Origin of the sequence: Roseateles sp. (genome assembly GCF_031397715.1) — a bacterium.
Lineage (GTDB): Bacteria > Pseudomonadota > Gammaproteobacteria > Burkholderiales > Burkholderiaceae_C > Paucibacter_A.
In genome coordinates this window covers 1-25,175 of sequence record NZ_JANNMI010000150.1, presented here as the reverse complement: position 1 = coordinate 25,175, position 25,175 = coordinate 1, and the positions used below count along the sequence as shown (strand labels likewise).

Annotated in this window: 18 protein-coding genes and 1 pseudogene; 9 read left to right on the top strand and 10 right to left on the bottom strand. The window is 64.9% G+C overall.

Features of this window, described 5'->3' with window-relative positions; genetic code table 11:
- Positions 1-124: 124 nt before the first annotated feature.
- Complete coding sequence (locus RMO57_RS06530) at positions 125-739, bottom strand: PEP-CTERM sorting domain-containing protein (RefSeq protein WP_310385265.1); 615 nt, start codon at positions 737-739, stop codon at positions 125-127.
- Positions 740-1,679: 940 nt separating this feature from the next.
- On the opposite strand from RMO57_RS06530, the gene RMO57_RS06525 reads away from it, so the two are divergent.
- From RMO57_RS06525 to RMO57_RS06515, 3 genes are all read left to right on the top strand, one after another.
- The gene (locus tag RMO57_RS06525) at positions 1,680-1,982 is read left to right on the top strand and encodes a hypothetical protein (protein ID WP_310385264.1); all 303 of its coding nucleotides are present in this window, start codon (positions 1,680-1,682) and stop codon (positions 1,980-1,982) included.
- Positions 1,983-2,350: 368 nt separating this feature from the next.
- Positions 2,351-3,463, top strand: a complete 1,113-nt coding sequence (locus RMO57_RS06520; RefSeq protein WP_310385263.1) for a hypothetical protein — start codon at positions 2,351-2,353, stop codon at positions 3,461-3,463.
- Between the two features lie 1,001 nt (positions 3,464-4,464).
- On the top strand, positions 4,465-5,880 hold the full coding sequence (locus RMO57_RS06515; RefSeq protein ID WP_310385262.1) for a lipase/acyltransferase domain-containing protein: 1,416 nt from the start codon (positions 4,465-4,467) through the stop codon (positions 5,878-5,880).
- Between the two features lie 344 nt (positions 5,881-6,224).
- On the opposite strand, the pseudogene RMO57_RS06510 reads toward RMO57_RS06515, so the two are convergent.
- The 3 genes and pseudogenes from RMO57_RS06510 to RMO57_RS06500 form a co-directional block, all read right to left on the bottom strand.
- A pseudogene (locus tag RMO57_RS06510) lies at positions 6,225-6,341 on the bottom strand (NAD(P)-dependent alcohol dehydrogenase); the annotation flags it as partial.
- An 89-nt stretch (positions 6,342-6,430) separates the two neighbouring features.
- Entirely contained in the window at positions 6,431-6,826 is a 396-nt protein-coding gene (locus tag RMO57_RS06505) for a hypothetical protein (protein ID WP_310385261.1), read from the bottom strand.
- Positions 6,827-7,299: 473 nt separating this feature from the next.
- Entirely contained in the window at positions 7,300-9,339 is a 2,040-nt protein-coding gene (locus RMO57_RS06500) for an ATP-dependent helicase (RefSeq protein WP_310385260.1), read from the bottom strand.
- A 214-nt stretch (positions 9,340-9,553) separates the two neighbouring features.
- Between RMO57_RS06500 and RMO57_RS06495 the strand changes: the two genes are divergently transcribed.
- The 5 genes from RMO57_RS06495 to RMO57_RS06475 all read left to right on the top strand — a co-directional run bounded on the left by RMO57_RS06495 (position 9,554) and on the right by RMO57_RS06475 (position 16,810).
- Complete coding sequence (locus RMO57_RS06495) at positions 9,554-10,213, top strand: ABC transporter ATP-binding protein (RefSeq protein ID WP_310385267.1); 660 nt, start codon at positions 9,554-9,556, stop codon at positions 10,211-10,213.
- A 10-nt stretch (positions 10,214-10,223) separates the two neighbouring features.
- A complete protein-coding gene (locus tag RMO57_RS06490) occupies positions 10,224-12,599 on the top strand; it encodes an ABC transporter permease (RefSeq protein WP_310385259.1) in 2,376 nt (791 codons plus the stop codon).
- A gap of 139 nt (positions 12,600-12,738) precedes the next feature.
- Positions 12,739-13,920 (top strand): efflux RND transporter periplasmic adaptor subunit, encoded by a 1,182-nt coding sequence (locus RMO57_RS06485; protein WP_310385258.1) that lies wholly within the window; start codon positions 12,739-12,741, stop codon positions 13,918-13,920.
- A gap of 332 nt (positions 13,921-14,252) precedes the next feature.
- Positions 14,253-15,581 carry a DNA recombination protein RmuC gene (locus RMO57_RS06480; protein WP_310385257.1) on the top strand — a complete coding sequence of 443 codons (1,329 nt, stop codon included), beginning with the start codon at positions 14,253-14,255 and terminating at the stop codon, positions 15,579-15,581.
- The gene (locus RMO57_RS06475) at positions 15,578-16,810 is read left to right on the top strand and encodes an MFS transporter (protein WP_310385256.1); all 1,233 of its coding nucleotides are present in this window, start codon (positions 15,578-15,580) and stop codon (positions 16,808-16,810) included. Before RMO57_RS06480 ends, RMO57_RS06475 begins: the two co-directional genes overlap by 4 nt.
- A 111-nt stretch (positions 16,811-16,921) precedes the next feature.
- On the opposite strand, the gene RMO57_RS06470 is transcribed toward RMO57_RS06475, so the two are convergent.
- The 6 genes from RMO57_RS06470 to RMO57_RS06445 all read right to left on the bottom strand — a co-directional run bounded on the left by RMO57_RS06470 (position 16,922) and on the right by RMO57_RS06445 (position 22,852).
- Positions 16,922-17,935, bottom strand: a complete 1,014-nt coding sequence (locus tag RMO57_RS06470; RefSeq protein ID WP_310385255.1) for a phosphatidate cytidylyltransferase — start codon at positions 17,933-17,935, stop codon at positions 16,922-16,924.
- A complete protein-coding gene (locus RMO57_RS06465) occupies positions 17,932-18,573 on the bottom strand; it encodes a lysophospholipid acyltransferase family protein (protein WP_310385254.1) in 642 nt (213 codons plus the stop codon). Before RMO57_RS06465 ends, RMO57_RS06470 begins: the two co-directional genes overlap by 4 nt.
- Positions 18,574-18,635: 62 nt before the next feature.
- Complete coding sequence (locus tag RMO57_RS06460; RefSeq protein ID WP_310385253.1) at positions 18,636-20,246, bottom strand: GMC family oxidoreductase; 1,611 nt, start codon at positions 20,244-20,246, stop codon at positions 18,636-18,638.
- Positions 20,243-20,752, bottom strand: a complete 510-nt coding sequence (locus RMO57_RS06455) for a hypothetical protein (RefSeq protein WP_310385252.1) — start codon at positions 20,750-20,752, stop codon at positions 20,243-20,245. Before RMO57_RS06455 ends, RMO57_RS06460 begins: the two co-directional genes overlap by 4 nt.
- Positions 20,749-22,158, bottom strand: coding sequence for a coniferyl aldehyde dehydrogenase (locus RMO57_RS06450; protein WP_310385251.1), 1,410 nt, complete (start codon positions 22,156-22,158; stop codon positions 20,749-20,751). Before RMO57_RS06450 ends, RMO57_RS06455 begins: the two co-directional genes overlap by 4 nt.
- 94 nt (positions 22,159-22,252) lie before the next feature.
- A complete protein-coding gene (locus RMO57_RS06445) occupies positions 22,253-22,852 on the bottom strand; it encodes a DJ-1/PfpI family protein (RefSeq protein WP_310385266.1) in 600 nt (199 codons plus the stop codon).
- Between the two features lie 90 nt (positions 22,853-22,942).
- Between RMO57_RS06445 and RMO57_RS06440 the strand changes: the two genes are divergently transcribed.
- Positions 22,943-24,754 (top strand): OPT/YSL family transporter, encoded by a 1,812-nt coding sequence (locus tag RMO57_RS06440; protein ID WP_310385250.1) that lies wholly within the window; start codon positions 22,943-22,945, stop codon positions 24,752-24,754.
- The last annotated feature ends 421 nt before the right edge of the window (positions 24,755-25,175 follow it).

Genomic DNA, 25,175 nt, shown 5'->3' with positions numbered 1-25,175 from the left:
CCGATGATCTTGACGCTGATGGTGGCCGGCGCAGCGGTGACGGCATGGGCCGCGTTCAGGCCAAAAGCGGCCATCAAGGCCAGCAGCAGGGGAGTTGTTTTAAACATGATGATGGGCTCCGAATTCAGGACTTGTTTGATGACTGGCTGTTCTTGCTGGCTTTGCGGCGCACGGCCAGCGACAACAGCGACAGGCCGGCCAACAAGCTGGCCAACGTCGTCGGCTCGGGCACGGCCGAGACCGTCAATTGCAGGCCGCCGGTGCTCACATTCAGCGGGCTGCCATCAAGCTGCACCGACCTGGATAAATAGCCGCTGATGTCGTAACTGCCCGCTTCCAGCGTGTAGACGCCGCGGCTGAAGTTGGGGTTGGCCAAGGCGCTGTTGAAGTCCGCAATGGAGCTGTCTTCCAGCAACGGGTCGCCGTCGACGCCGACGCTGGTTTCGCCCAGGGCGGCGCTGAAGTTCTTGACGACGAAGCGGTCGCCGGAGATGCCGGTGTCCACGACGGTCAGCGTGCCGGTAGTGCCGGCCGCGATCGTGAAGCTGAAGTGTGCCAAGCTCGTATCGTTATAGCTGACCAGCCAGTCGAGGCTGTTGGCGGGCGACACATCGGCATTGACCAAGAACTCGGTCCAGCTGCCATCGGCGGCCAAGGTGGCGGCCTGGGCGGAAGTCAGGCCGGCAGCCAGCGTCAGAACGCCGACCGCAGCGGCGCGGAAAAAGAATTTGCTTGTCATGATCTCGTCCTGGGTGGATGTGGGCCGCCGTCAAAAAGCAATGCTGACGGACTGGCTCAATCTTGCCCGCGTAGGGTGACCAGGGTGTGAACCCGCGTTGGCCGCGCTGGGCCAAATGGATCATGACGAGGTTGATGGCGCAACACAGCGTTCAGCCGCGCCCGGGGCGGGCCGCTGATAGCTTGCTGCGCACCCGCCTCGGCCCTCGCCGCGTCTTCGGAGGTTTCAAAGGGGTCGCAGGGCTGCCAAAACTGCTGGGCAATCGAGCCAGCCGACTCGATCGCCGTTGAAGTTGGAAATCGGGTTTGTGCCCGCAGCGGGGATTGGATTGCTCTCTCGTCGAAATCACGCAGCCGGCCATGATGTGGTGACCCCAGTTATGGCTAGTTTGGTTACCGCGTTGGCCGTTGGACCGCGCCAATGCAGGCAACTGGTTGAGCAACGACAGACTTCGCTCAACATAATTCCAAGCACCGGGCGCACCGACGATTTCAGTTCCGATGCCCGCCTTGACGGTCTGGCGCGGTTGCAAGCCAGACATCCAGGCGCGATAACAAAGTTGGGCCTCTATGAAACGCTGTCGCCGTACGGCTGGGAGCCTGAAAAGACCTGAATCACATCACGCCAACGCCGGCCCAGTTGACTCCCTTGAGTGAAGCGGAATCATGCGAAGTGAGCCGATGCCTCGGAAGCCCTTCGTCGTCGGTAAACCGGGCGCTCGCGCCGCCGAACTTCGCATCACTGAGGTCTGCACACAATGGCCGGGATTACCATTTCTCGCCCGCACCTGAAAGCTGCCTTACAGACCGAACAAGTGGGTGAGCCATGTCACCACCGCCCAACCAACCTTGTTTGCTGGTCGACCGTGCGGCTCGCAACAGACACGCACTGGCACGTGAACTCCAAATAGCGGAACATGGGGCATCTAAAGGAGACTGCAATGACACACCAGGACACGCCGCCCGAGGGCGGTTTCAACAAACTGATCGATGAACAACTGGAGCTGGCTGCGGTCAAGCTGCCGGCGCTGACGCCGGTGCATCCGTCACCAGTCGATCACGAAGAGCTCAAGGCCGCCCACGCCAACATCGAAGACCTGCTGCTGGGCCATGCTGAGGCTACGCCCGAAATGCTGGAAGAAATGGCGGCGCTTCAGGATGCACCCCAGCTCAGCGAAGAAGAGCTGGCGCGTCAGGCGCTGGCCCATGGCGGTGCCGACAACGACCCGGCGACACCTGAGTAGGGCGCTAGACTGCCCAAGATGCTGGCTTCACGCGGTGCGGCTTTCGCGCTTGCTGAGGTAGAGGCTGAGCTGAGACATTGGGCCGTATACCGTGAATGGCGGCGTCCACGCAAAGCGGTCAAGCGCCGACCACAGCCCCCATCGACGGCGGCACCTCCAACACCGGTAAGTCGACGGTGGTCCGCCTAGCCGTGGCTCGCGAGCGACTCCTTGCGCCGGCGCAGCCGGCGGTCGCGCAGGGATGTCGCTAGACTGGACCTATACGTCTCCTTACACCCCCTACCGGCGATCGACACCAGCCCATGGACACTCCGCCCCAGCTTTGCGCACCATCTTTAGACGACGTCGAACAGGTCGTCGCCGAGCCATTGCGCTTCAAAGCCCGGCTGGCCATCGGCGAGGACGCTTACACCTCGCTGCGCATGATCAACCGCACCCGCGAGGTGTGGGATGTGCTGGGCGCTGCCGGCGCAGGTGCGGCGGTGGCCAAGACCGGCATGGTGGCGGGAATGCTGGGAGCATCAGCGACGCCGATCGGATGGGTGGCGCTGGCGGCACTGGCCTCCGGTGGTGCCTGCTACGGGATCTACCGGCTGCTGGGCAACACCAAGGGTGAGCGGGTCATCGAGATCCCCAAATACCTCAATACGCCGCTGGACACCTTGGGCTTGGCGATCTTCGACCTGATCGCGCCACTCTCGCTTCGGCTGGCTGCGGTCGATGGCGAGATCGAGGCTGCGGAACGCGCCTTCCTGATTCGCCATCTCGTGGACGACTGGGGCATGAATCGCAGCTTCGTTGAGCAGGCGGTGGCCGCAATCGAGCCGCGGCTGACGGAGGGCTCCATCGAGTCGATGGCGGCGGAGGCTGCCGAGTTCTTGCATCTGAACCCGGATTGCCAGCACCAGGCCATCGCCAAGGATTTGGGCGTTTTCCTGCGCGCGATGCTGGAGACCGGTGGGCCGCTGAGCGACGCCGAAGAGGAGGCTCTCGCCACCACGCTGCAACTGGTCGCCACCGCGCCACCGGGCGAGATGGCCAAGGCCTGGTCGCAGGCCATGACGCTTGCCGGCGGCGCCGCCGGGCAGGCGAAGACCGCGCTGACCGATGCGACCGGCTGGGCATTGGAGCGCTTGCCCAGCGAACAGGTGAAGGCCGGCGCGAGTGAAGCTGCAACGCGGGCCTATGTGGCCGCACGGCAAGCGGCGAACTGGACCCAGGATCACCTGCCGAGCGGCGATCAGGTGAAGGTAGTCGCGGGTGACGCGGCCGCGCAGGCGCTCGCCGCGGCCCGCAAGGCTGCGGCATTGACGCGCGAGCGCTTGCCGAGTGCGGAGCACGTGAAGACGCAAGCGGCCGAAGTCGCGGGCTTGGCCGCCGAGCGGACGGCCGATGCGGCGAAGCGGGGGCTGGCGTGGGCGAAAGAACAGCTTGCGGCTCGTTTGCCGAAACGGGACAAGCAACCGCCCGACACGCAATAGCATCCAGCTGCTGTTGGCCTCGAACAGCGCGGCTCAGCGTGCTTGAAAACTCCCTGCGGAGTTGTTCCTACACAGCCTCAGTCAGGACTGCCCGGTCGCGGAATTTACCGTCGGCAGCCGCTGGGCAGGAAGATTTGGTGTACCTGAGAGCATCCCAGGCCCCGTTGGCGCCCGGCGTTCGCGGACAAACGATCTTTGCGCTACAAGGTGAACAGCAGCGCCGAGATGACCGACACAGCATTGGTGCGAGCGTCGCAGCGGTTACGGCCGCTGTGGTTCGAGCCCGCCTGAGAGCATGGTCCGGGGATCGTCGGCGACAGTGGTGAGCACAGCAATGTGCATCCCGTTCATGAGATCGAATCGAATTCGACGTACCCCATGGCGCAGCCATTCGTTGACTATTTTGGAGCAAACGAAAAGCAAACGAAAAGCAAACGCGAAGCGAGACGATGATCTGGCATTCCCGCGTGGCTGGGCCTTTGGGTTGGGGGTAGGGTCCTCCAACGTCCCCGCTGGCCGGCAGCATGGTCCATCTCAGTTGAAATGGACGACCGACTTGGCTCGATGTATCGCACGCTACAGCGGCCCTTTGCCGCGCCCGGTTGGGTGGTGCGGAAGCGATGCGAGCGGCCGTTCGGTAGGCTTCATCGGTTGACGCCAGACTTCGCCCTGCATTGCTGTCGTACAGGTCGACGCGGCGCGGGACAGCAGAGGGTCTGCGGCGTCAGTTCGGCTGATTGCCTCGCAGACGTACAGCCTGAGCCCGACGTCGCCAAGCGCCGCCTGGCCGATCGTGTCCGCCAATGAGGTCTGGCTGTGCGCGCATGAAGATCGGCACCGCAGCAGCGGCATGCGCATGGCGTGGAAGCGCCTGGGTGATGGGCTCGAAGCCCTGCTTGTCGCTGAACCTGCCGACGCGCACCTATACTGCGCCCACACCCTCTCCGGAACCACCTTCCCCTGTGTTGGCACTCCATAGAACTGCCGCGCCCGGCGCTGGCTTGAACGGCAAACGGAGACTCGACCTGCCGGCCGCGCTGGCAGCGCTGGCCCTGCTCAGCGGCTGCGTCCAAGCGCCGATGCGGCCGGACCTGGAGCGCATCTATCGCAGCAGTGCCGAGGCCCAGGTCGATGCCACGCCGGTGATCGTCATCCCTGGCCTGTTCGGCTCCAAGCTGCGTGAGCCACACAGCGGCGAGGAGGTGTGGCCGGGGGACTGGCAGCGCGTGCTGTTCTCCGACTACCGTGAGCTCGCGCTCGACCCCGGACCCAACCGCGAAGGCAAGCCGGCAGCGAGTCCGCTCGAAGCCTTTGACCTGGCCGACCGCGTGCTCGGCATCGACTTCTACGGCCCCCTCATCGACACCCTGGCCCGCTTCGGCGGCTACCGTCCCGGCCGCCCTGGCCAGGCGGTGCCACCGGGCGAGCGGCGCTACTACGTCTTTGCCTACGACTGGCGGCAAGACAACGTCCAGCATGCCGCCGCTCTCGATGCGCTGATTGAGCAGATCAGGCGCGACTACGGCAAGCCCGACCTGCGGGTCGACATCGTCGCCCACAGCATGGGCGGCATCGTGGCGCGCTACTACCTGCGCTACGGCCCGCACGATGTGCTGGATGGCCAGCCCAGTTTGATCTCGCTGTATGGCACCGAGCGAGTGCGCAAGCTGGTGCTGCTGGGGACGCCCAACTTCGGCGCGGTCTCGGCCCTGCATGGATTTTTGCGGGGCGAACCGATCGGGTTCAAGCGCATGCCGCCCGAGGTGGTGGCCAGCATGCCGTCGGCCTACCAGCTGTTTCCGCATCCGCTGGCCGAATGGGGCGTCGACAGCGCGGGCCAAGCGTTGCATGACGACCTCTACGACCCCGCCACCTGGCAGCGTCTCGGCTGGGCGTTGTACGACCCCGAGGTGGCCGCGCGCGTCACCGCGCAGAGCGACGCTGCGGCCGAAGGTGAGGTGAAGCTCGCCGCCCTGCGCCGGCAGTTCACCCACAGCCTGGAGCGTGCGCGGCGCCTGGCGTGGATGCTCTCGACCCCCGAGCCCGCCTCGCCCGTGCGCTACGTGCTGTTTGGCGGCAACTGCGCGCCGACGCCGGCCAAGCTGGCAGTGGAGACCGTGGCGGGCCGAAGCTTCACCCGGCTCAAGCCGAGCGAGCTGACATCGCCTCGGCCCGGTGTGCGCTTCGACGAATTGATGCTGGAGCCCGGCGATGGCCGGGTCACCAAGCCCTCATTGCTGGCCCGCGAAACCCTGGACGCGAGTGCCCCGCAGCACGAGGAAGCGGTGCTGCCGATCGCCTACTACTTCTTCCTGTGCGAGCGCCACGACCAGCTCACCAGCAACATCAACTTTCAAGACAACCTGCTGCACATCCTGCTGACCCGCCAGTTGCCTTGGGACACGCCGGGGCGCTGAGCGCGCGCCGGGTAAAACCAGGCCGAGCGCCTCGTCCTCGTCCACGTCCTCGTCCACGTCCAGGTGCAAATTCATGCGCTGCACCGCCGCCCCGCTGGCCAGCATCACCGTTTCCTGGCGGTGACCACGACGTTGGGAAACCTGAAGACCTGGATGGCTTCGACGTTCAAGGGCTTCAAGCTGAGCCATTTCACGCCGCGCCATTCGGCACAACTAAGTGCCATCGCTGGTGGGCGGCGCCGGAGACGACATCACGGCCGACCAACTTCAGCTTCAGGAATTGCGCCGGTCACTCAACCAGCGTCGTGTCGGATAGCCGGTACCGGCCTTAGCAGTCACTGGACCGTCGTCACCCGCAGCAGCGCGTCGAGCGGGCCGACGTCAGGCATCGGCTTGTCGTCCAGCACGATGCGTCCAGGCTCGACAAAGAGCGCGGCTTTCATTTTTCGGATGGTATTCATTCAGCCAACTGTGCGCGCTGCCGGTCTGTCTCCGAGCGCACAGCGGGGCCGGCGTACCCGGCACCCCGCCCAGGTGGGGCGGCTATGTCTCAACGCCCCCAATGATCCGCGCGATGGGGATGGCGATCATGCCGATTGGGCACGCCGTCGCCGTCGCGATCCCACCTCGGGTTGTAGGTGCGGTCGTGACGGTTGGGCACGCCGTCGCCGTCGCGATCCCATCTCGGGTTGTAGACCCGGTCATAGCGGTTATGAAGGCCGTCGCCATCGCGGTCCCAACGCGTCGGCTGCTGATAGTGGCCCCGATATCGTGGGGCCGCATAGGCAGGCTGTACATACACCGGAAGTGGGTGGTGGTAGCCGGACGACCCGCTGCCGACGGTGACGGACCAGCGGACATCGTCCTGACCTCGGGCCATCGCGCTGCCGGTCAGCAAGGCGCCGGCCAGGCACAGGCCGGTGAGAATGAAGTGGCGACTTTTCATGGATCTGATCTCCTTGATCTGGGCGACATGCCTGGATTGGCCGCCGCAACCTTTCAACGCTCGCACGCCGTCGAGTGAGGACCGCGGGCCGGTGAAGCTATGTAAAGGTCCATGAACTGTTCGTGTGCATTTGTGTGCAACGTAACGAGATAGGTGCGTGCGAGCCAATTTGCCATTGAAGAGCACGCCGAAATTCAGCGGGGCGGCTCCAAGTCGGACATGGGCGAAAGGCCCCGTCCGACAGCGCCGCACCGCATACGTGATTGACGTACGTCCTCAGGCAGCCGCGCCGCAGGCGCTCGACGTATGCCGGAACTTGGGCAGACAGCGGGCCTTCAAACAACCAGGCTTGAAGCAAGGGGTTGATCGCAGGAATCTTGGGCATGATGGTCTGCGTTGGTGGAGTCGTCAGTGCTGCCCGAGCAGCAAACTTATGCCCAGTGCCATGAACCGCCGCAAGGCCCGCGCTCAGCCTACAGCTGCGCGATCAAGCCCGCCGGCACAAACACACTCGGCCGCTCGGCATTGACCAACAAGGTCAGCCGGCGCTTGGCCCGGGTCGCGGCGACATAAAACAGATTGCGCTCGCCGGCCGCCTCGGCCTGCGCGTCCGGGAATACGCCCTGAGTCAGGTAGGGCAGCAGCACATGCTCGAACTCCAGGCCCTTGACGTGGGCGGCGCTGGCCAGCGTGATGGCGGGCCGGCGCTTGTTGGAGCGCACCTTGCCTTCGGCATGCGCCGCTAGGCGCTGGGCCTGCGCCTCGTCCTGCGCCTGCAGCGACTTGAAGAAATCGAGCACGCTGGCATAGTCACGTGACGCCGCCAGCAGGCCCTGCATATGGCGGGTGAGCTCGTCGCGGCGCTCCTTTTCAACGAACACATCGCGGCCGAAGCGCGCCATCTCCAGCGCCGTCAGAAAGGCCGCGAAGTCGCCGCCGTCTCGCACCACCTGCAGCGCTCGCTGCAGCCGTTGTTCCACCTGCGGCGGCGCCCAGTCGAGGATGTGTTGATTGAAGATCGAGGCGACCACCTGCTCGCTGTCGGCCGCTTGCGCGCGCGCCTCGCGCAGAAAAGCCTCGACCGATTGGAAATCGGGATCGTCGGCCTTCAACGGCGGGGTCTGCGTCATCTCGAACAGCGCGTCGGGGATCAGGCGGCGGGTCTTGGCACCGCCCAATGTGTCGAGCCGGCCGCTGGCGATAGCAAAAACGCTGCGCACAAACAACACTTCGGGTCTGTGCAAGTAACTGACAAAACCCATGCACTGATACGGGATGTCGTGCGCGTGCAAGGCGTTCTCCAGCAGCACCGACTGCGACTCGCGCCGCAGCAGCACCGCGCAGTCGCTGTAAACATCGGGGCTGCGCTGCTCGCTGCGCCAGGCCTGCAGGGTGCTGACCACGGCGGCCGCTGTGGTCGGCCCACCGGCCGCGTCGCAGGCGACCGCCAGCAACTCGGTGTCGCACTGGCGCCGCGCCGCAATCGGCTTGGCGCTGAGCTTGGCCATCCAGCCGGCCAACTTGGGGCCGTAGCGAAAACTTAGAGACAGCGGCAGCCGCTGCAGCTTGCGGCCCAGCTCCGTGTCGAGCGCACGGCTCATGAAACGGGCGTCGGCACCAAAATGCTGGTGGATGACCTGATCGCGGTCGCCGACGGCGCAGAAGTAGACCTTGGGGTTGTGCAAGAGAGCGCGCATCAAGGTGAACTTCGCCTCATTGCAGTCATGCATCTCGTCGACGAAGATGCCGTCGAACTGGCCCAGCGGCAGCTCTTCCGGGCTGTTGATGCTGTCCGAGCGCAAGAGCCGGGCGAGGTCATAGGTGGCGTCCAGCGGCAAACGGAAATTGGCCTGCTCGTAGCCGGAGTCCAGGCGCAGATGTTCATAGGCGCGCAGCACCCGCAACAGGCTGTAGTCCAGGCCCAGCTCGTCGGCCGCGTAGTCGGGGCTGTCGCCCTGTTCGGGGGGATTCAGCTCCAGCAATAAACGCCCCTTGATGCTTTGCGTGCGGCGCAGGAACTCGCCTACATAGGATTCGGCGCCATGCGAGGGCAGGCTCAGCTCGTCGGCAAAGCGCTCGGCCGGGTTGTCGGCGACGGCGTCGACGGCGCCCCACACATAAGCCCTGGCCTGCTCGGCACTGTGCAATTGGCGCACCGGGACCGGGGCCACATCACCGCTGACTTGTTCGACCTGCTTGAGCACGCCGGCGGCATAGGCATCAAAGGTCTCGATGCGCACCTGCTTGTGCGGGAGGCTGTCGCCGGCCACGGTTTGCAAGGCGCGGCGCAAGGCCAGGCAGGCGGTGGGCGTGAAGGTCAGCGCCAACATGCGGCGCGGTGTGGCGCCGCGCGCCAAGACCTCGCAGATGCGCAGCGCCAGCGAGGTGGTCTTGGCGGTGCCGGCCGCCGCCTCAATCAGGATGGCGCGCTCGCCCGAGGCCTGAATGGCTGCTTGCTCGTCGGTGATGGTGAAGGCTTGGGTGCAAAAACGCAGTGAGCCGGGTGCGGACATGAGAGAGGCCTGGTAAGGAGCGAGCTGAGCCGCGCATTTTGCTTGACTTGCCAATGTCTGATAGCGAACAGACCAGCTTGCAGCCGTCCGGGCAAAGTCGTGCCTGATGCAAACCGACACAGTCCAGGCCAGCGAAGCCCAAACTAGCGAAGCCGACGGGCCGCCCCAAGGCACTGCCATTTTTGTCGCCAAGTCACTGGCCAAAACCTATCAAATGGGTGAGGTGACGGTGACCGCGCTGGTGGATGTCGATCTGACGATTTACAAGGGCGAGTTCATTGTCTTGCTGGGGCCGTCGGGCAGCGGCAAATCAACCTTGTTGAATATTCTGGGCGGGCTGGACAGCCCCAGCAGCGGCAGCGCGCAGTTTGCCGAGCAGGATTTGACGGCCGCAACCGAGACCGAGCTGACCGCCTACCGGCGCGAGCATGTCGGCTTTGTGTTCCAGTTCTACAACCTGATTCCTAGCCTGACGGTGCGCGAGAACGTCGAGCTGGTGACCGATATTGCGACAAATGCTATGCCCGCCTTGGAGGCGCTGTCGCTGGTGGGGCTGGCGGAGCGGGTCGATCACTTTCCGTCTCAGCTTTCCGGCGGCGAGCAGCAGCGGGTGGCGATTGCCCGCGCCATCGTCAAGCGCCCCGATGTGCTGCTGTGCGACGAGCCCACCGGCGCGCTCGACTATGTGACCGGCAAGCTGGTGCTGGAGGTGATCGCCAACATCAACCGCGATCTCGGCACCACGGCCGTCGTCATCACGCATAACGCGGCGATTGCCGGTATGGCGGACCGGGTGTTCTATCTGGGCGAGGGGCGGGTGCAGCGGATTGAGGTCAATGCGCACAAGCTGCAGCCATCCGAGCTGACGTGGTGAAACAGCTTGCATGAAGACGCTGGACAAAAAGCTGCTGCGCGACTTGAAGCTGATGTGGAGCCAGGCGCTCACCATTGCGCTGGTGGTGGCCAGCGGTGTGGCGGGCTTCATCACCAGCTTCAGCGCCTATGACGCGCTGTCCTGGTCACGCGATTTGTACTACGTCGACGCGCGCTTTGCCGATGTGTTCGCCACCCTCAAGCGCGCGCCACTGTCGCTAGAGCCGCAGCTGCAGGCGATGACCGGCGCGGCGCATGTGGAAACCTCGCAGGCGCAGGTCGTGCCGGTCAGCATTGCCAATGTGGCGGACCCCATCGTCGGGCTGCTGCTGGGGCTGGACCCTGTCGTACCACCCCGGCTCAACAAGCTCAATCTGCGCAGCGGGCGCATGCTCTCATCCGCCCGCAGTGGTAGCAGCATAGGCCCGATGGAGGCGCTGGTGTCGGAAGGTTTCGCCCAGGCGCGCGGGCTCAAACCCGGTGATTCGGTCACGGCGCTGATCAACGGCACCCGCGAGCAGCTGCTGATTGTCGGCATTGCGCTGTCGCCGGAATACATTTTTGCCGGCTTAGGCGGCTCGCCCGATCAGCGCGGCTTTGGCGTTTTTTGGGTCGACAAAAAAACACTGGCGGCCGCCTACAACATGGAGGGAGCCTTCAATCAAGTGGCCGTGCGCTTGGGGCCCGGCGCCAGCGAAGGCGCGGTGATTGATCAGCTGGACCGCCTGCTGGCGCGCTATGGCGCCAGCAATGCGCATGGCCGCGACCTGCAGATGTCGAATGCGATGCTGAACTCAGAAATCAGCCAGCAGCGCGTGATGGGCACGGTGCTGCCCAGCATCTTTTTGGCAGTCGCCGCCTTTTTACTCAATGTGGTGCTGGGTCGGCAGATCGCGACGCAGCGCGAGCAGGTCGCCGCCCTGAAGGCGCTGGGCTACGACAACCTGGCCATTGGCTTGCACTACTTGAAGTTGCTGCTGTTGATCGTGGCGCTGGGTCTTGTGCTGGGCCTCGCCCTGGGCGCCGTGTTGGGCCAGCTTTTTGTGGGCGTGTACGCGGAATCATTTCGCTTTCCGGACATGCGCTTTCGGCTGCGGCCCGATCTGGTGCTGGTGGCCGTGTTCGTGACGCTGGGCGCGGCGGTCTTGGCCACCGTCAGCGCCATCCGCGCAACCGTTCAGTTAGCCCCGGCCGAGGCGATGCGCGCGCCGTCGCCCGGCATTTACAAGCCCATGCTGATCGAGCGTTGGGGCTTGCAAAAGAATCTTTCGCCGGCGCTGCGCATGGTGCTGCGCACGATGGCGCGCCGGCCGCTGCGCAGCAGCCTGACGGTGTTCGGCGTGGCCCTTTCGATGGCCATCGTGATTACCGGCGCCTTTATGCGCGACTCGGTGGCGGTGCTGATGGACACCCAGTTCAGCCAAGCGCTGCGCGGCGATGTGGTGGTGGCCCTGCTGGAAGCCACCCCTGCCAGTGTTTTGTATGCCGCAGCCAAGCTGCCCCATGTCACGGCAGTGGAGGGCATGCGCAGCGTGCCGGTGCGGCTGGTGAACGGCCACCACAGCTGGCGCGGCACCCTGTCCGGCAAGGCCGCACAGCCCGAGCTGAACCGCATCGTGGATATGAACCGCCATGCTTACTCGGCGCCGCGCGACGGGCTGCTGTTGACGGATCGCCTGGCCGTCAAGCTGGGCCTGAAGATCGGCGACCTGGTGCGGGTGGAAATGCAGGAGGGCAGGCGCGCGGTGCTGGAGCTGCCGGTCAGCGGCACCGTGCATGAAATGCTGGGACTCAATGCCTATCTGGAGCGGGCCAGCCTGAACAAGCTCTTGCGTGAAGGGGCTTTGGTGAACAGCTTCACCGTGGCAATTGAGCGGGGCTTTGAGCCCGCCTTGCTGAGTCGGCTCAAGGACTTGCCCCGCGTCGCCATGGTCATCAGCAAAGCAACCATGGCCAAGAACATCGAGGACGTGACCGTGGGCAATTTGCTGATGGTCAGCTCGGTGCTGACCGCCTTTGCGATCGTGATCGCCGTCGGCGTGGTCTATAACAACGCCCGCATTGCGCTGGCCGAACGCGGCTGGGAGCTGGCCAGCTTGCGCGTGCTGGGCTTCACGCGCGGCGAAGTTTCGGCCATTTTGCTGGGCGAGTTGGCGATTGAAATCGCGCTGGCCCTACCGCTGGGCATGTTGCTGGGCTATTTGTTGGCGAGCGGCATTGTCACAGCGATTCAAACCGACGAGTTCTATTTCCCCTTTGTGATCACGCCCGCCACCTACGCCTTCTCCGCGCTGTGCGTGCTGCTGGCCGGTGCGGTCAGCGCCTTCATCGTGCGCCGGCGCGTCGACGCGCTGGACCTGGTCGCGGTGCTGAAGACGCGTGAATGAAACTGCCACTTTTGGAATCAATATGAGCAATAGCCCCAACGATCCTGCTGCGGCAGCGCCACCAACGACGAAGCCAACGCCGAAGCCAACGCCGAAGCCAAGGCCTGCGCCCAAGTCAAAGCTCAAGCGCAATCTGATCATGGCTGGCGTAGGCCTGCTGCTGGCGCTGCTGCTGCTGTGGGCCTTCATGCCAAAGCCGGTCACGGTGGAAGTGGCCGCCGTGACCCAGGGCCGCTTCGAGCGTGCGGTGCAGGACTATGGCCAGACCCGCGTGCGCGAGCGTTTCATCGTCTCTGCGCCGCTGGCCGGGCGGGTTGGCCGGGTGCTGCTGAAACAGGGCGACAGCGTGCTTGAAGGCGCGACCGTGGCTCTGCTGTGGCCGATGGCGCCGGGTTTGCTGGACGAGCGAGCGCGCGCCGAGCAAGCGGCGCGCGTCGGCGCCATGTCGGCGGCGCTGGCCCGTGCCCAGGCCAATGTGGGGCGCGCCAAGGCGGCGATGGATCAAGCGCAGGTGGAGCTGCGGCGCAGCGAAGCGCTGGCCCAGCAGGGTTTCATCTCGCCCACCCAAAACGAAACCGGCCGGCTCAATCTGCGCCAGCGCACGCAAGAGCTGGAAAGCGCGCGGCAAGAAGAAAACGCCGCCCGCCACGAGCTGGAACAGGCGCAAGCCGCGCGCCAGCCGTACCGCCAAGCGCCACTCGGCGGCGCGCAACCCAGCTTTGCCGTCAAGGCCCCCGTCAGCGGCAAGGTCTTGAAGGTCTTGCAGCAAAGCGAGGCCAGCGTGTCGGCGGGCACCGGCCTGGTCGAACTGGGCGACCCAAGCCAGCTGGAAGTGGTGGTGGACATCCTGACCGAAGATGCCACCCAAGTGCAGCCGGGCGACGCCGCGCAATTATTGAACTGGGGCGGCGCGCAAGCGCCCAGTCAAGCACTCAGCGGCCGGGTGCGCTGGGTCGAGCCGGCCGCGTTCACCAAGGTGTCGGCGCTGGGCGTGGAGGAGCAGCGCGTCAATGTGGTGCTCGACATCACGGCCCCGGCCGCGCAATCGGCGGCCTTGGGCGACGGCTTCAAGGTGGACGTTCGCGTGTTGGTGCAGGTGCAGGAGAACGCCGTGATGGTGCCGGTCAGCGCGCTGTTTCCCATCGGCTCGCGGGTGGGGGTCTTTGTGGTTGAAAAAGGCCGCGCCCATCTCAGGCAAGTCAGCGTGCAGGCCCGCAATGGGGTCAGCGCCTGGGTCAAGGAGGGCCTCACTGTTGGCACGCAAGTGATTGTTTACCCGGACAGCAAACTCGTCGACGGGGCGAAGGTGACGCTGCGCTGAGCGGGCGCTTCAGGCGCCCCGGTCCTCCATGCAGCCGCCGCCGCTTGTTCATGCCCCAGCGCTGCTGCAATCGCTGCGCCGGCCGCTTGCCGACGTGCTGGTTTGACGCGGCGACGAAGCGTCGCCTGTCCACAGTCTTTCCTTGGCCGTCGGTCTCATCTTGGGGCGATCAAGGTTGGCAGCGCTTGGCGCAACTCTTTTTCTATCATCCATTCCAGGCTGCTGATCTTGTCTTGCCGGCTCAAGCTTGCATTTCGGCCAGGGAATGCCCGCGGGTTTGCGGCGCGCACGCTGGCTGCTTTGCAGGCCGGCACAGCTGAGACAATCAGGCCATGACTGTTTTCGAAGTGATGGGCTTGGCGGCCTTGGGCCTGCTGATGTTGGGCATTTTTTTGCTGTGGCTGCAAGTCAGGCGCTTGGCGAGCCAGTCGCGTAGCGACGCCGATTTGCTGCCTACCCTGCAGCAAGCCAATGAGCGCTTGGAGCGCGAACTACGCGATGAGCTGACCCGCAGCGCCGGCGCCACCCGCCAGGAGCTGTCACAAAGCCTGGCGCGATTTCAACAAGCCTTGAGCAGCGGTTTGGGTCAGAGCAGCCAGGCGCAGACCGCACAGGCGCTGGCCGCCCGCGAGGCGCAGGACCTGGCCGCGCAGCGTCAAACGCAAACCCTGGCCGAGAGCTTGCGGGCGCTGGCGCAGACCGTCGAGCAGCGGCTCAGCCTGATCCAGCAAGACAACGAGAAGAAGCTGGAGCAGATGCGCGCCACCGTCGATGAGAAGCTGCATGCGACGCTGGAGCAGCGCCTCGGCGAGAGCTTCAAACAAGTGGCCGAGCGGCTGGAACAGGTGCACAAGGGCCTGGGCGAGATGCAGGGCTTGGCCCGCGATGTGGGCAGTCTGAGCCGGGTACTGAGTAACGTCAAAACGCGCGGCATCTTTGGCGAGGTGCAGCTTGCGGGCCTGCTGGAGCAGGTCTTCACGCCCGAGCAATACGCCGCCAATGTGGTGACCGTGCCGGGCAGCAATGAGCGGGTCGAGTTCGCCATCAAGCTGCCGGGCCAGCGGGCCGATGGCACCGCCTTGTGGCTGCCCATCGACGCCAAGTTCCCGCGTGAAGATTACGAGCGCTTGCTCGATGCGCAGGAGCGCGCCGATGCCGTGGGTGTCGAGCAGTCCAGCAAGGCGATTGAGACCCGGCTGCGCGCCGAGGCCAAAACCATCCGCGACAAATACATCGCCCCCCCGCACACCACCGACTTTGGCATGCTGTTTGTGCCGACCGAAGGCCTCTATGCCGAGGCGCTGCGCCGGCCCGGTTTGCTGGAGGCCTTGCAGCGCGAGTTCAAGGTGATGCTGGTCGGCCCGACCACCTTGTTGGCCACGCTGACCAGCCTGCAAATGGGCTTTCGCACGCTGGCGCTGGAACAGCGCTCGGCCGAGGTTTGGGAGGTGCTGGGCGCGGTCAAGACCGAATTCGGCAAATTCGGCGAGGTCTTGGCCAAGACCAAGAAGAAGCTCGACGAGGCCAGCAACAGCATCGATCTGGCCGAGACCCGCACACGGGCGATGACGCGAAAGCTCAAGGATGTGGAGGCGCTGCCGGATGAGGCGGCGCAGGCGCTGCTGGGGATGCCAGGCATTGCCGATGAGGAAAGGTCTTGAACGAAGCCAGCCCAGCGGCCCAGTTGCGGCGCGCCTTCCCCTGGCTGATCGGCGGCTTGATTTCCTTGCACGCCTGCATGGCGGTGACGCGGGTGGCGGCCAGTTTGTGGGTGTTGCATCAAGGCTATGGTGAATGGGCGGTCGGCGTTTTGTTGAGCCTGTTTGCGGTAGCGCCGATGCTGCTGGCGATGTGGGCGGGGCGCCAAGCCGACCGTTACGGCCTGCACCGTCCCGTCGGCATCGCGGTGCTGATGGCGCTGATTGGCGCCTTGGTAGCGCTGGCCGGGCAAGGCCTTTGGACCATAGGCTTGAGCTGCTTTCTCAGTGGCGGTGCGCTCAGCGTGGCGGCCGTGGCGATGCAGCGTGAGGCGGGCCAGATGGCCGACGAGCCCTCTGAGCTCAAGCGCGTTTTTGGCTGGATGGCCCTGGGGCCGGCGATGTCCAACGCCTTGGCGCCGGTGGCGGCGGGGCTGTTGATTGACTTCGTCAGCTTTCGTGCTGCCTTCGCGCTGGCTGTGCTGCTGCCGATATTGGCCTGGCTATTGATTATCAAGCTGCCGCGCCATACGCCCAAAGCCCAGAGTGCGGCCAGCCTTGCCAAGCCGGCCTGGGACTTGTTGCGCCAACCGGCCTTGCGCTATTTGCTGCTGATGAACGTCGTGCTGGCAGCGGCCTGGGACGCGCACAGCTTTGTGGTGCCGGTGATCGGCCATGCCAAGGGGCTGAGTGCGTCCAGCATTGGCTTGGTGCTGGCCTCGTTTGCGGTCGCGGCGATGGTCGTGCGCCTGGCCATCATCCGCTGGTCTAAACAGTTAGATGAGGTGAAGGCCCTGCGAGTGGCGATGCTGATGGCCGCCGCCACCTTGGCCGTCTACGCCTGGTTGCCCGGCACGCCGGGGCTGATGCTGGGCTCGGCCCTGCTGGGCCTGGCGCTGGGCTCGGTGCAGCCGATGGTGATGGCGATGCTGCACCAGGTCACGCCCGCCGACCGCCAGGGTCAGGCCCTGGGCTTGCGCATGGTGGCCACCAACGGCGCCACGGTGGCGATGCCGGTCGGCTTTGGCCTGCTGGCAGCGGTCAGCGTCAGCGCAGCGCCGTTGTGGCTGATGGCGGGGCTGTTGCTGTTGGCGCAATGGCCCGCGGCCAAGCTGCGCGGCGCGCATCGGTTGCTGAACGAGCGGGCGGCCGAGAGTGACTCCGACAAAATAATTACGTCCGAACGGAGCTGATGGATTCCGGTCCTCGAGGGGGAGCCGGCAAGCAGCGCACCACCATTGCAGGACCAGCCGGTGGCAGCAAGGCTTTGCCACGACGGGCATTGCCCGCACCGCCCACAAACCTCACAGCGCCAGCTCGAAATACCAACGCACCGAATGGAAGAACACCGGAGCCGCGAAACAGAGTACGGCGATGCGGTCGAGCAGGCCGACGGCGCCGGTGATGGCGCTGAGATTGCCCCAGTTGTGCACGCCCGCGTCACGCTTCAAGGCCTGCATGATCAGCCCGCCAAAGCTGCCGGCGCCAGACGCCACAAAGGCCATCAGCATCGCTTGCGGGGCCTTGAATGGCGTGATCCAAAACAAGGCACCACCGGCAAGGCCGGCCGCGATCGCGCCAATCCACCAGGCGCGGATGGAAAAGTCACGGCTGATTTGGCGTGCCAAGGGCCGCGTGCGCAGGCGCCGGCTCGCCGTCAGTTGCGCCGATTGGCCGCAGGCGACCACGGCCACCAGGAAGAACAGCAAAAAGGCGCCGCTCCCCAGGTAGCCGGGGAACTCCAGCAGCAGCAGCGCCGGCGCGTGCGACAGGCCGTAGACGCAGACCATGATGCCCCAGTGGATTTTGGCGTTACGTTCCAAAAAACGCGCCGGGTCGCCGGCCAAGGCGCTGACAACCGGAATGGCCAGAAAGCTGTAGACCGGAATCAGCACCGAGAACAAATCGAAGTAGCGCCCGCCGGTCAAGGCGTACTGCATGGGCAGGATCACAAAGAAGGCCAAAAGCAGGCTGCGATGATCGCCGCGCCGCGTGTGCAAGAGCGTGATGTACTCACGCAGCGCCAAAAAGGACAAGCTGCCGAACAGCAGCGTGGCGCCGATCGGCCCCGCCACCCAGGCCAGCCAGAAGATGCTGGAACCAAACCAGGCGAGCCGCAACTCATGGGAAAAACGTTGACGCCGGCGTTGGCTCTCGACCGCGGCGTGGTCGTCGCCGGTTTCGCGCAGGCCGTTCAAGAAACTACCGATGCTGGTCAGCAGCAGCACGCCGAACAGCAACACAAACAACAAGCCGACCTGCTGCGACGGTGTCCATGCGCTCAAGGGATTGGGCGCGCTGAGCCAGGCCCAGTTCATGCCCGACCTCCATCCGGGCGCAGCGCCAGAACAGCGGCGCGGGCGCGGTCGAGGAAGGCCCGCTTGTCTTCTTGCGGCAGCAACTGCATCGGCGCGCCGAAGGTGACCGTGCACAGAATCGGCACCGGCACGACCTCGCCCTTGGGCATCACGCGCTGCACGTTGTCGATCCAGGTTGGGATCAGCTTGACATGGGGAAACTGCTCGGCGAGATGGAACAAGCCGGCCTTGAAGGCCTGCGGCTCGCCCTTGTTCGAGCGCGTGCCCTCGGGGAAGATCACCAACGAGTCGCCGTCGGCCAAGGCGTCGACCAGCGGCTCCAGTGGGTCTTCATCCGGTGCGTTTTTTGGATCAAAGCGGGTGCGCGAGACATAGATCGCGTTGAACACTGCGCTGGTCAGCCATTGCTTCAACGGGCTGCTGGTCCAGTAGTCGCGCGCCGCGATCGGGCGGGTCTGGGCGCGCAAGTCGCCCGGCAGCGCGGCCCAGATCAACACCCAGTCGAAATGGCTTTGGTGGTTGGCGAAGTAAATGCGCTGCTCGGCCATCGGCGGGCAGCCCTTCCAATGACCTTGGGCGCCGGTGATAAGCCGGGCAATGCCGGCCAGGGCCAGTCCTGTAAGTTCAGCTAACGTCATGCGCCATGGTAGCGAAGTTTCTGCGATCAGCGTCAACGCAGGCTCTGCGCTCACCCAGCCCGTCACCCCAGCAGCACGTCCCTGTCCGCCAGCCGTTTGGCCAGCCCGGTCGCCATCCGCGCCGCCTGCCCATAGACCGACACCTGCGGGTTGGCGCCAATGCTGGTCGGGAAGACCGAACCGTCATGCACCGACAGATTGCTCAGCTGCCAATGCTGGCCGTCCGGCCGCACCACGCCGCGCCCCGCGTCGGCTGCCATGCGGCAGCCGCCCATCACATGGGCGCTGCCGACGGTGGTGAGGAAGGGTTTGTAGGGCAGTTGGTTGATGGCGTCTTTGGCCTCGGCCCAGGAGCTGTAGTCGCGCGCCATTTCATGCACGGGCCGCACGCTCTTGGCGCCGGCGGCGAACTGGATCTCGGTCATGCTCAGGTGGGCACGACGGGCGCCGTCAAGCAAGTAGGCGTTCAGCGGGTAGGCCAGCTGCGGGCTGCCGTCGCTCTTCAAGCTGACTTGGCCACCGCTTGAGTCGGCATGGAAACCGTCGCGCAGCAGGCCAATCATCACGTTGGCATAAGGCATTAGCTGGGCGCGCTCGGCCAGCGTCGGGCCGACGCCGCCCAGATTGGTCATCGCAAAACCGGGGTGCACGGGCGCGACTTCCAGCTTGTAGCCGATCGGCCCATCGACCGGGCCTTGATGCAGAAAATGGTCTGAAAAGACGCTCAAGGGTGCGCCGGCCCAGCCTTCGACCGGCGCGGGCATTTGCGCGTGATTGGCGACCGTGGGGTGCAAAAAAGTGCGGCTGCCGAGCAGGCCATGGGGGTCGGGGGCTTTGGAGCGCAGCAGCAAGGCGGGCGAGTTGATGGCGCCGCCAGCGACGACGAAGTGCCGTGCCGTGATGCGCAGCTCCGGGCCGTTAGCCGAGCCGTCCAGCCCGACCGGCTGGCAGATCAGCGCCTGCACGGCGTCGCCTTGCAGCGCCAAGCGTTGCGCGCGCGTCTGCACCAAGAGCGTGGCGCCCAGGTCCAAGGCGGCAGGGAGGGTGGTCACCAGCATCGACTGCTTGGCATTGGTTGGGCAGCCCAGGCCGCAGGAGCCCAGGTTCCAACAACCCTTGACGTTACGTTGCACCACTTTGCTGGGAATGCCGAGCTTGAGCGTGCCCCGGCGCAAGGCGTCGTTATTGCCATTGGGCTCGGCCAGCCAGTCGCTGATATTGAGGCGACGCTCGACCTGCTCAAACCAGGGAGCCAGCTTCTCTGGGCTGCAGTCGCTCAAACCGAACTCCTTGACCCAGGCACCCAAGGCATCGGGCGGGGTGCGGAAGGAGCCGGTCCAGTTGACCGTGGTGCTGCCGCCGACGCAGCGGCCCTGCAGGATGTTCATCGACTGGTCGGCGTTCTTGCGCCCGGCGCCTTCTTGATAAAGCTCGGCGTAGGCGGTGGACTCGCGCTGTTTGAAGTCGGAGCTGGAGCGCAGCGGGCCCTCTTCAATGATGATGATCTTGAGCCCGGCCTTGGCCAGCAGTTCGGCCGTGATGCCGGCGCCGGCGCCACTGCCGATGATGGCGACGTCGCAATCCAGGCTGGCCGGCAAGGCGCCATGGCCATGGCCCAACACCTTCCATCCGCGTGCCAGGCCTGCTTTGATCGGGTCAGCGATAGAACTCATGGAATCTCTCTCGGGCCGGGGTAGCCGGTGCTGGCCCAATGCTCGGGCGCGGTGAAGAAGGCAATGGTGTTGAGGTCGCGCAGCGCGTGATAAATCTGCTGGCGCAAGTCCAGGCTGGACAGACGCAACTGGTTGAGAACTTTCTGAATCTCGGCCGCGCTGGCCTGCGGCCAATCTTGGCTCATGCCGATCAGCGCCAAACGGCCGCCGCTGCTGCCCAGCAGGGCAAACAGCTGCGACAGCTCGGCACGCACCGCCGCCGGATAGCCGCCGATATTGGCGTCGACCCGGTCCAGCTGCGCTTGCATGGCCGCGTCTCGGGCCGGTCCCTCGGCGGGCCAGAGCCCGTCCATCACGCTCAAGGCCACCGCCCGCATCAACTCACGGGCCGACGGACTCATATGGCCGTCCACCAAGCCGGGCTTGAGCAGCGCCATGCCGCCGCCCACAAGCCCCAGCAGCACGGCGCTGCCCAGGCCTAACTTCAACAGGCTACGTCTCTTCATGCGATCTTCTTCATCAGGTTCAACAGCGCCGTGAAGGTCTTGCCGTACGGCGGGTAGAACAGCTTGGTGCCGGCAAAGCGCGCCTGGCTGAAGACCGGCTTTTCTTTGCTGAAGGTGCGAAAGCCCCATTCACCGTGATAACTGCCCATACCGCTGGCGCCGACGCCGCCGAAGGGTTGATCCTCTTGGCCCAGATGCCAGATGCAGTCGTTGATGGTGACGCCGCCGGCATGCGTCTGTTCGAGCACGCGCTGCTGCGTCAACGCGTCTTGGCCGAACCAATACAGCGCCAAGGGCCGTTCACGCTGGCTGATGTAGTCCAACGCTTCATCAACGCTGTCATAGCCAACGATGGGCAGCAGCGGGCCGAAGATTTCTTCGCGCATCACCGCCATCTCGTCCGTCACATTCAGCAGCAAGTGCGGCACCAGCTTGCGGCCGGTCATCGTTTCTTGGTGGGTGGGCAGCAGGCGTGCGCCCCGCGACCTGGCGTCGCTCAGCAAGCCTTGCAGCCGCGTCAGATGCCGCTCGGCGGCGATGCTGCTGTAGTCGGGGTTGCTTTCCAGCTTGGGGTACAAGCGCTGCATGGCTTGGACAATGGCCTCGGCCAGCGGCTCGACCATTTCCTTGGGCACCAACAGGTAGTCGGGCGCCACGCAGGTCTGGCCGGCATTCAGCAGCTTGCCGTAGGCGAGGCGCTCGGCGGTCAGTTTGAGATTGCAGCTGCGGTCGATCAGCGCGGGAGACTTGCCGCCCAGCTCCAGCGTGACCGGGGTCAGGTTTTGCGCAGCGGCCTGCGCCACATGGCGGCCGACCGCCGTCGAGCCGGTGAAGAACAGGTGGTCAAAGGGCAGCTGGGTGAAGGCGCGGCCAACGTCGGCGTCGCCGGTGATGACCTGCATTTCCTCGGGCGCAAAGAATTCGCTGACCATTTTGGCCATCAAATTCGAGGTGGCCGGCGTCAGCTCCGACGGTTTGATCATCACCCGGTTGCCGGCGGCGAGTGCGGCCAAGGCCGGGGCCATGGCCAGGTAATAGGGGTAGTTCCAGGGCGACACCACGCCGACCACACCGAGTGGCTGGCGCATCAGCCGGTTGCTGGCGGGCAAGTAGTGCAGGGCGGTCGGCATGCGGCGTGTGCGCATCCAGGCTTTCAGATGCTTTTGCGCATGTTTGGCGCCCGACTCGACCGTGAAGATGTCGGCCAACATGGTTTCTTGCGGCGCGCGGTGGCCGAAGTCGCTGGAGATGGCCGCCACCAATGCCTCGCTGAATTTGGCCGTCATGGCCCGCAGACGTTGCAGCCTGTCCAGCCGTACCGCCAAGCTCGGGCTCATCTCGGCACGGAAGGCGCTGCGCTGCAGCTCCAGCGTCAGGTGCAGTCGTTCTTGCAAGGTTTGGTTCATGCGGTCTCCTCGGGCTTTAGCTTATAGGCTAACCGCAGTTGCGCGGGCGGCCAAGCGGATTGGCCCTTGGAGGCGTTTGACTAGGGAGCTGGGTCTAGAACAGATGAGGCTTCACTCGCGCTAACAAGCGCTCCACGTAGAGGTCTTTTTCACCCACTGGCGCGACGTAATGCAGTGCCGCGCGGGTCGCCGCTTCGCCAGCACGCTTGAGCATCACCCAGGTGGCCAGGTATTGCGACGCCAAGCAGCCGCCGGCGGTGGCGACCGGGCCGCGGGCGTGAAAAGGCTCGTCCAGCACGCGAGCACCCGCTTCGACCACCCAAGGCTTGGTCGTCAAATCGGTGCAGGCCGGCATATCGCCGAGCAGGCCCAAGCGTGCCAGCAGCAAGGTGCCCGAGCATTGCGCACCGATCAGCTGGCGCAAGGGATCAAGTTGCAGGCGGTCCAGCAGCGCCGAGTTCGCTGCAATCGCTCTGGTGTAGATGCCAGAGCCGAACAACACGACGTCGGCCGCGTTGGCCCATTCCAGCGGGCGCTGCAGCTGTACGGTAACGCCGTTCATCGACGTGACTGAATGGCCAGGGCCGCACAGCTCCGCCGACCAGCCCAAGGGCCGCAAGCGGTTCAGCAGGCCCAGTGCGATAAAGCTGTCCAACTCATTGAAGCCATCAAAGCTCAGGATGGCGACCGAGATTGGGGAAACAGGCGGGGGGGTGTCTTCACGCATGGTTGGATTGTGTACCGACGGCTACAGTGCGCGCCATTGCCTTTTATTTTGCTCGCCATGCCCCCTATCAGCCTAGACCAACAGAGTTCGCCCGATACCCGCCGCTGGGCTTGGTTGCCGCCGGTCGGCTCGGCCGGCTATTACGGCTTGCTGGCCGCCGTCGGCATGTTGGTGCTCGGGCCGCTGGGCGGCATCGCCGCCGCCTTCATGAATTTCTCGATCGGTTTTTATGTCGGCGGTCAGGTCTTGGCCGGCATTTTGGGTTCCGTCGTCACCTTTGGTTATGGCGGCGAAGGCAAACACGGCGCCAACTACATCCAGACCACCGCCGCCTCGGTGGCCGGCATGATGGCGATGAGTACCTTGATACAAGCGATGACTTGGATGGGCATGCCGCAACCACCCGCCTGGCAGCTGGTGACCTATATGTTGTGCATCGGCATGATGGCCGCCGGCATCGGCATGTTGTACACACCGATCCTGGTCGAGCGCATGCAACTGGTGTTCCCCTCGGGGCTGGCGGTCGCCAATATCTTGCGTGCGCTGACCGACCCGGTGCTGCTGCGGCAATCGGTATCGCGCTTGTTCGGCGGCATGGCGGCCGGCATGGCGGGCGGTTTTGGGGCCGCCAAGATCGCGGCCTTGGGTGCGATCGAACTGTCGATGTCGACCTTTGGTGCCGGCTTGATCGTCGGCGCGCGGGTCGGCCTGCCGGCACTCATCGGCGGCTTGGTGTTCTGGGCGCTAGCGCCTTACTTCATCGGCATTGGCTGGCTCAAGGACGGCGAGCCGTTCCGCAAAATCGCTTTCCTGATCGCCTTGGGGCTAATTCTGGGTGCGGCGGTGATCGATATGAGCTTGATCCTGTGGCGGGCCGTCGCGCGCCTGCGCGATCCGGGTACGCGCACCGTCGTGCCGGAGGAGCAGCGCACCGGCCCACGCGCCAGCCTGCCGCGTCTGCTGAGCTGGGTGGCGGTGTGGACGGTGGCCACGGTGGTGGCGGGCATGCAGTTCTTCAATGAACCGCTGCACTACATGCTGATCGCGGTGGCCTTGGTCTATGTGTTTGCGCTCGTCAACGGCATCTCGCTGGGCCTGACCGACTCCAACCCGATTTCCTCGGCCTTTGTGGTGACGGTCTTGATCTTGGCCGCGATTGGCCTGCGCGACCCGGTCTTGGGCTTGATGGTCGCCAGTGTGGTCTTCATCTCAAGCAGCGTGGCCGGCGATATGCAGCAGGACCGCTCGACCGGCTGGCGCCTGGGCACCAACCGGACGATTCAGTTCCGCTTCCAAGTGGCGGGCATCTTGCTTGGCGCGGTGCTGGCGGTGGCGATTGCGCATGTCTTCATGGCGGCGTACCCGGTGCTGAAACTGGATCAGACGGTGATGAGCGCCGAGCAGGTGCCGACGCAATGGAGCTCGGCGATGACCTACAAATTTGTCGGCGTGTTGAGCACCTTGACCGAGCCCAAGCCATTTCAGACCACGGCGATCTTGATCGGGATGGCGATCGGCCTGGTGACCGAGGTCTTGCGCAAGCTGATCAAATCCAACGCTGTCTATCGCCGGTATGTGGCCAGCGGCAAGCTCGGTTTCAGCGTTGACTTCTGCCTTGACGCGGTGTTCTTGCCCAGCCCTTATGCCTCGTCTTTTGGCGGTTTCGTCAACCTGCCGACCTCGGCCTGGTTCGCGGCCGGTGGGGTGGCGTCGAGTTTGATCAATAGCTTGAAGCCCAAGGCCAAGTCCAGCGACTTGGACTTGCCGGAAGATATGAGCAGTACCTCCTTGGTCGGTGGTGGGCTGATCGCCGGTGACGCGCTGGCGGCGCTTGGCTTGGGCTTGGTGGGTCTGATGGCCTTGGTTTGATGCCGGTCTGAGGGTCTTCCGGGCTGATGGTCAGGTCTCCCAAATCGCGTCTTTCCGTACGATGCCGGGAGTTCGCCCCGGCGGGCGACCCCCTTCTCTTGTCTCGCCAAGAGAAGGAGGCAAGAGAAGGCGACCCTGCCGCATGGCCCTGCGGGTCCGCTCGGATGCTCGAATTTGCCAGGCCGCGCCCAACTCACTGCGCTACGCTGCGTTCAAACAAGGGGCGCGAAACCAGTGCTTGAAGTCGCTGCGCGACGCCCGGCAAATTCTCCGCTCCTCACCCATGCAGAAGGGGTTTCCAAAGAACACGGCTCGCTTCGCATCGCCAGGAACCGGGTGGAGCGCGCCCCGCGCCCCCCGCAAAGCGATTGGCCGCCAGCCGGGGGGAGTAAAACCGGATTTGTGGGTGAGGAGCACAGAA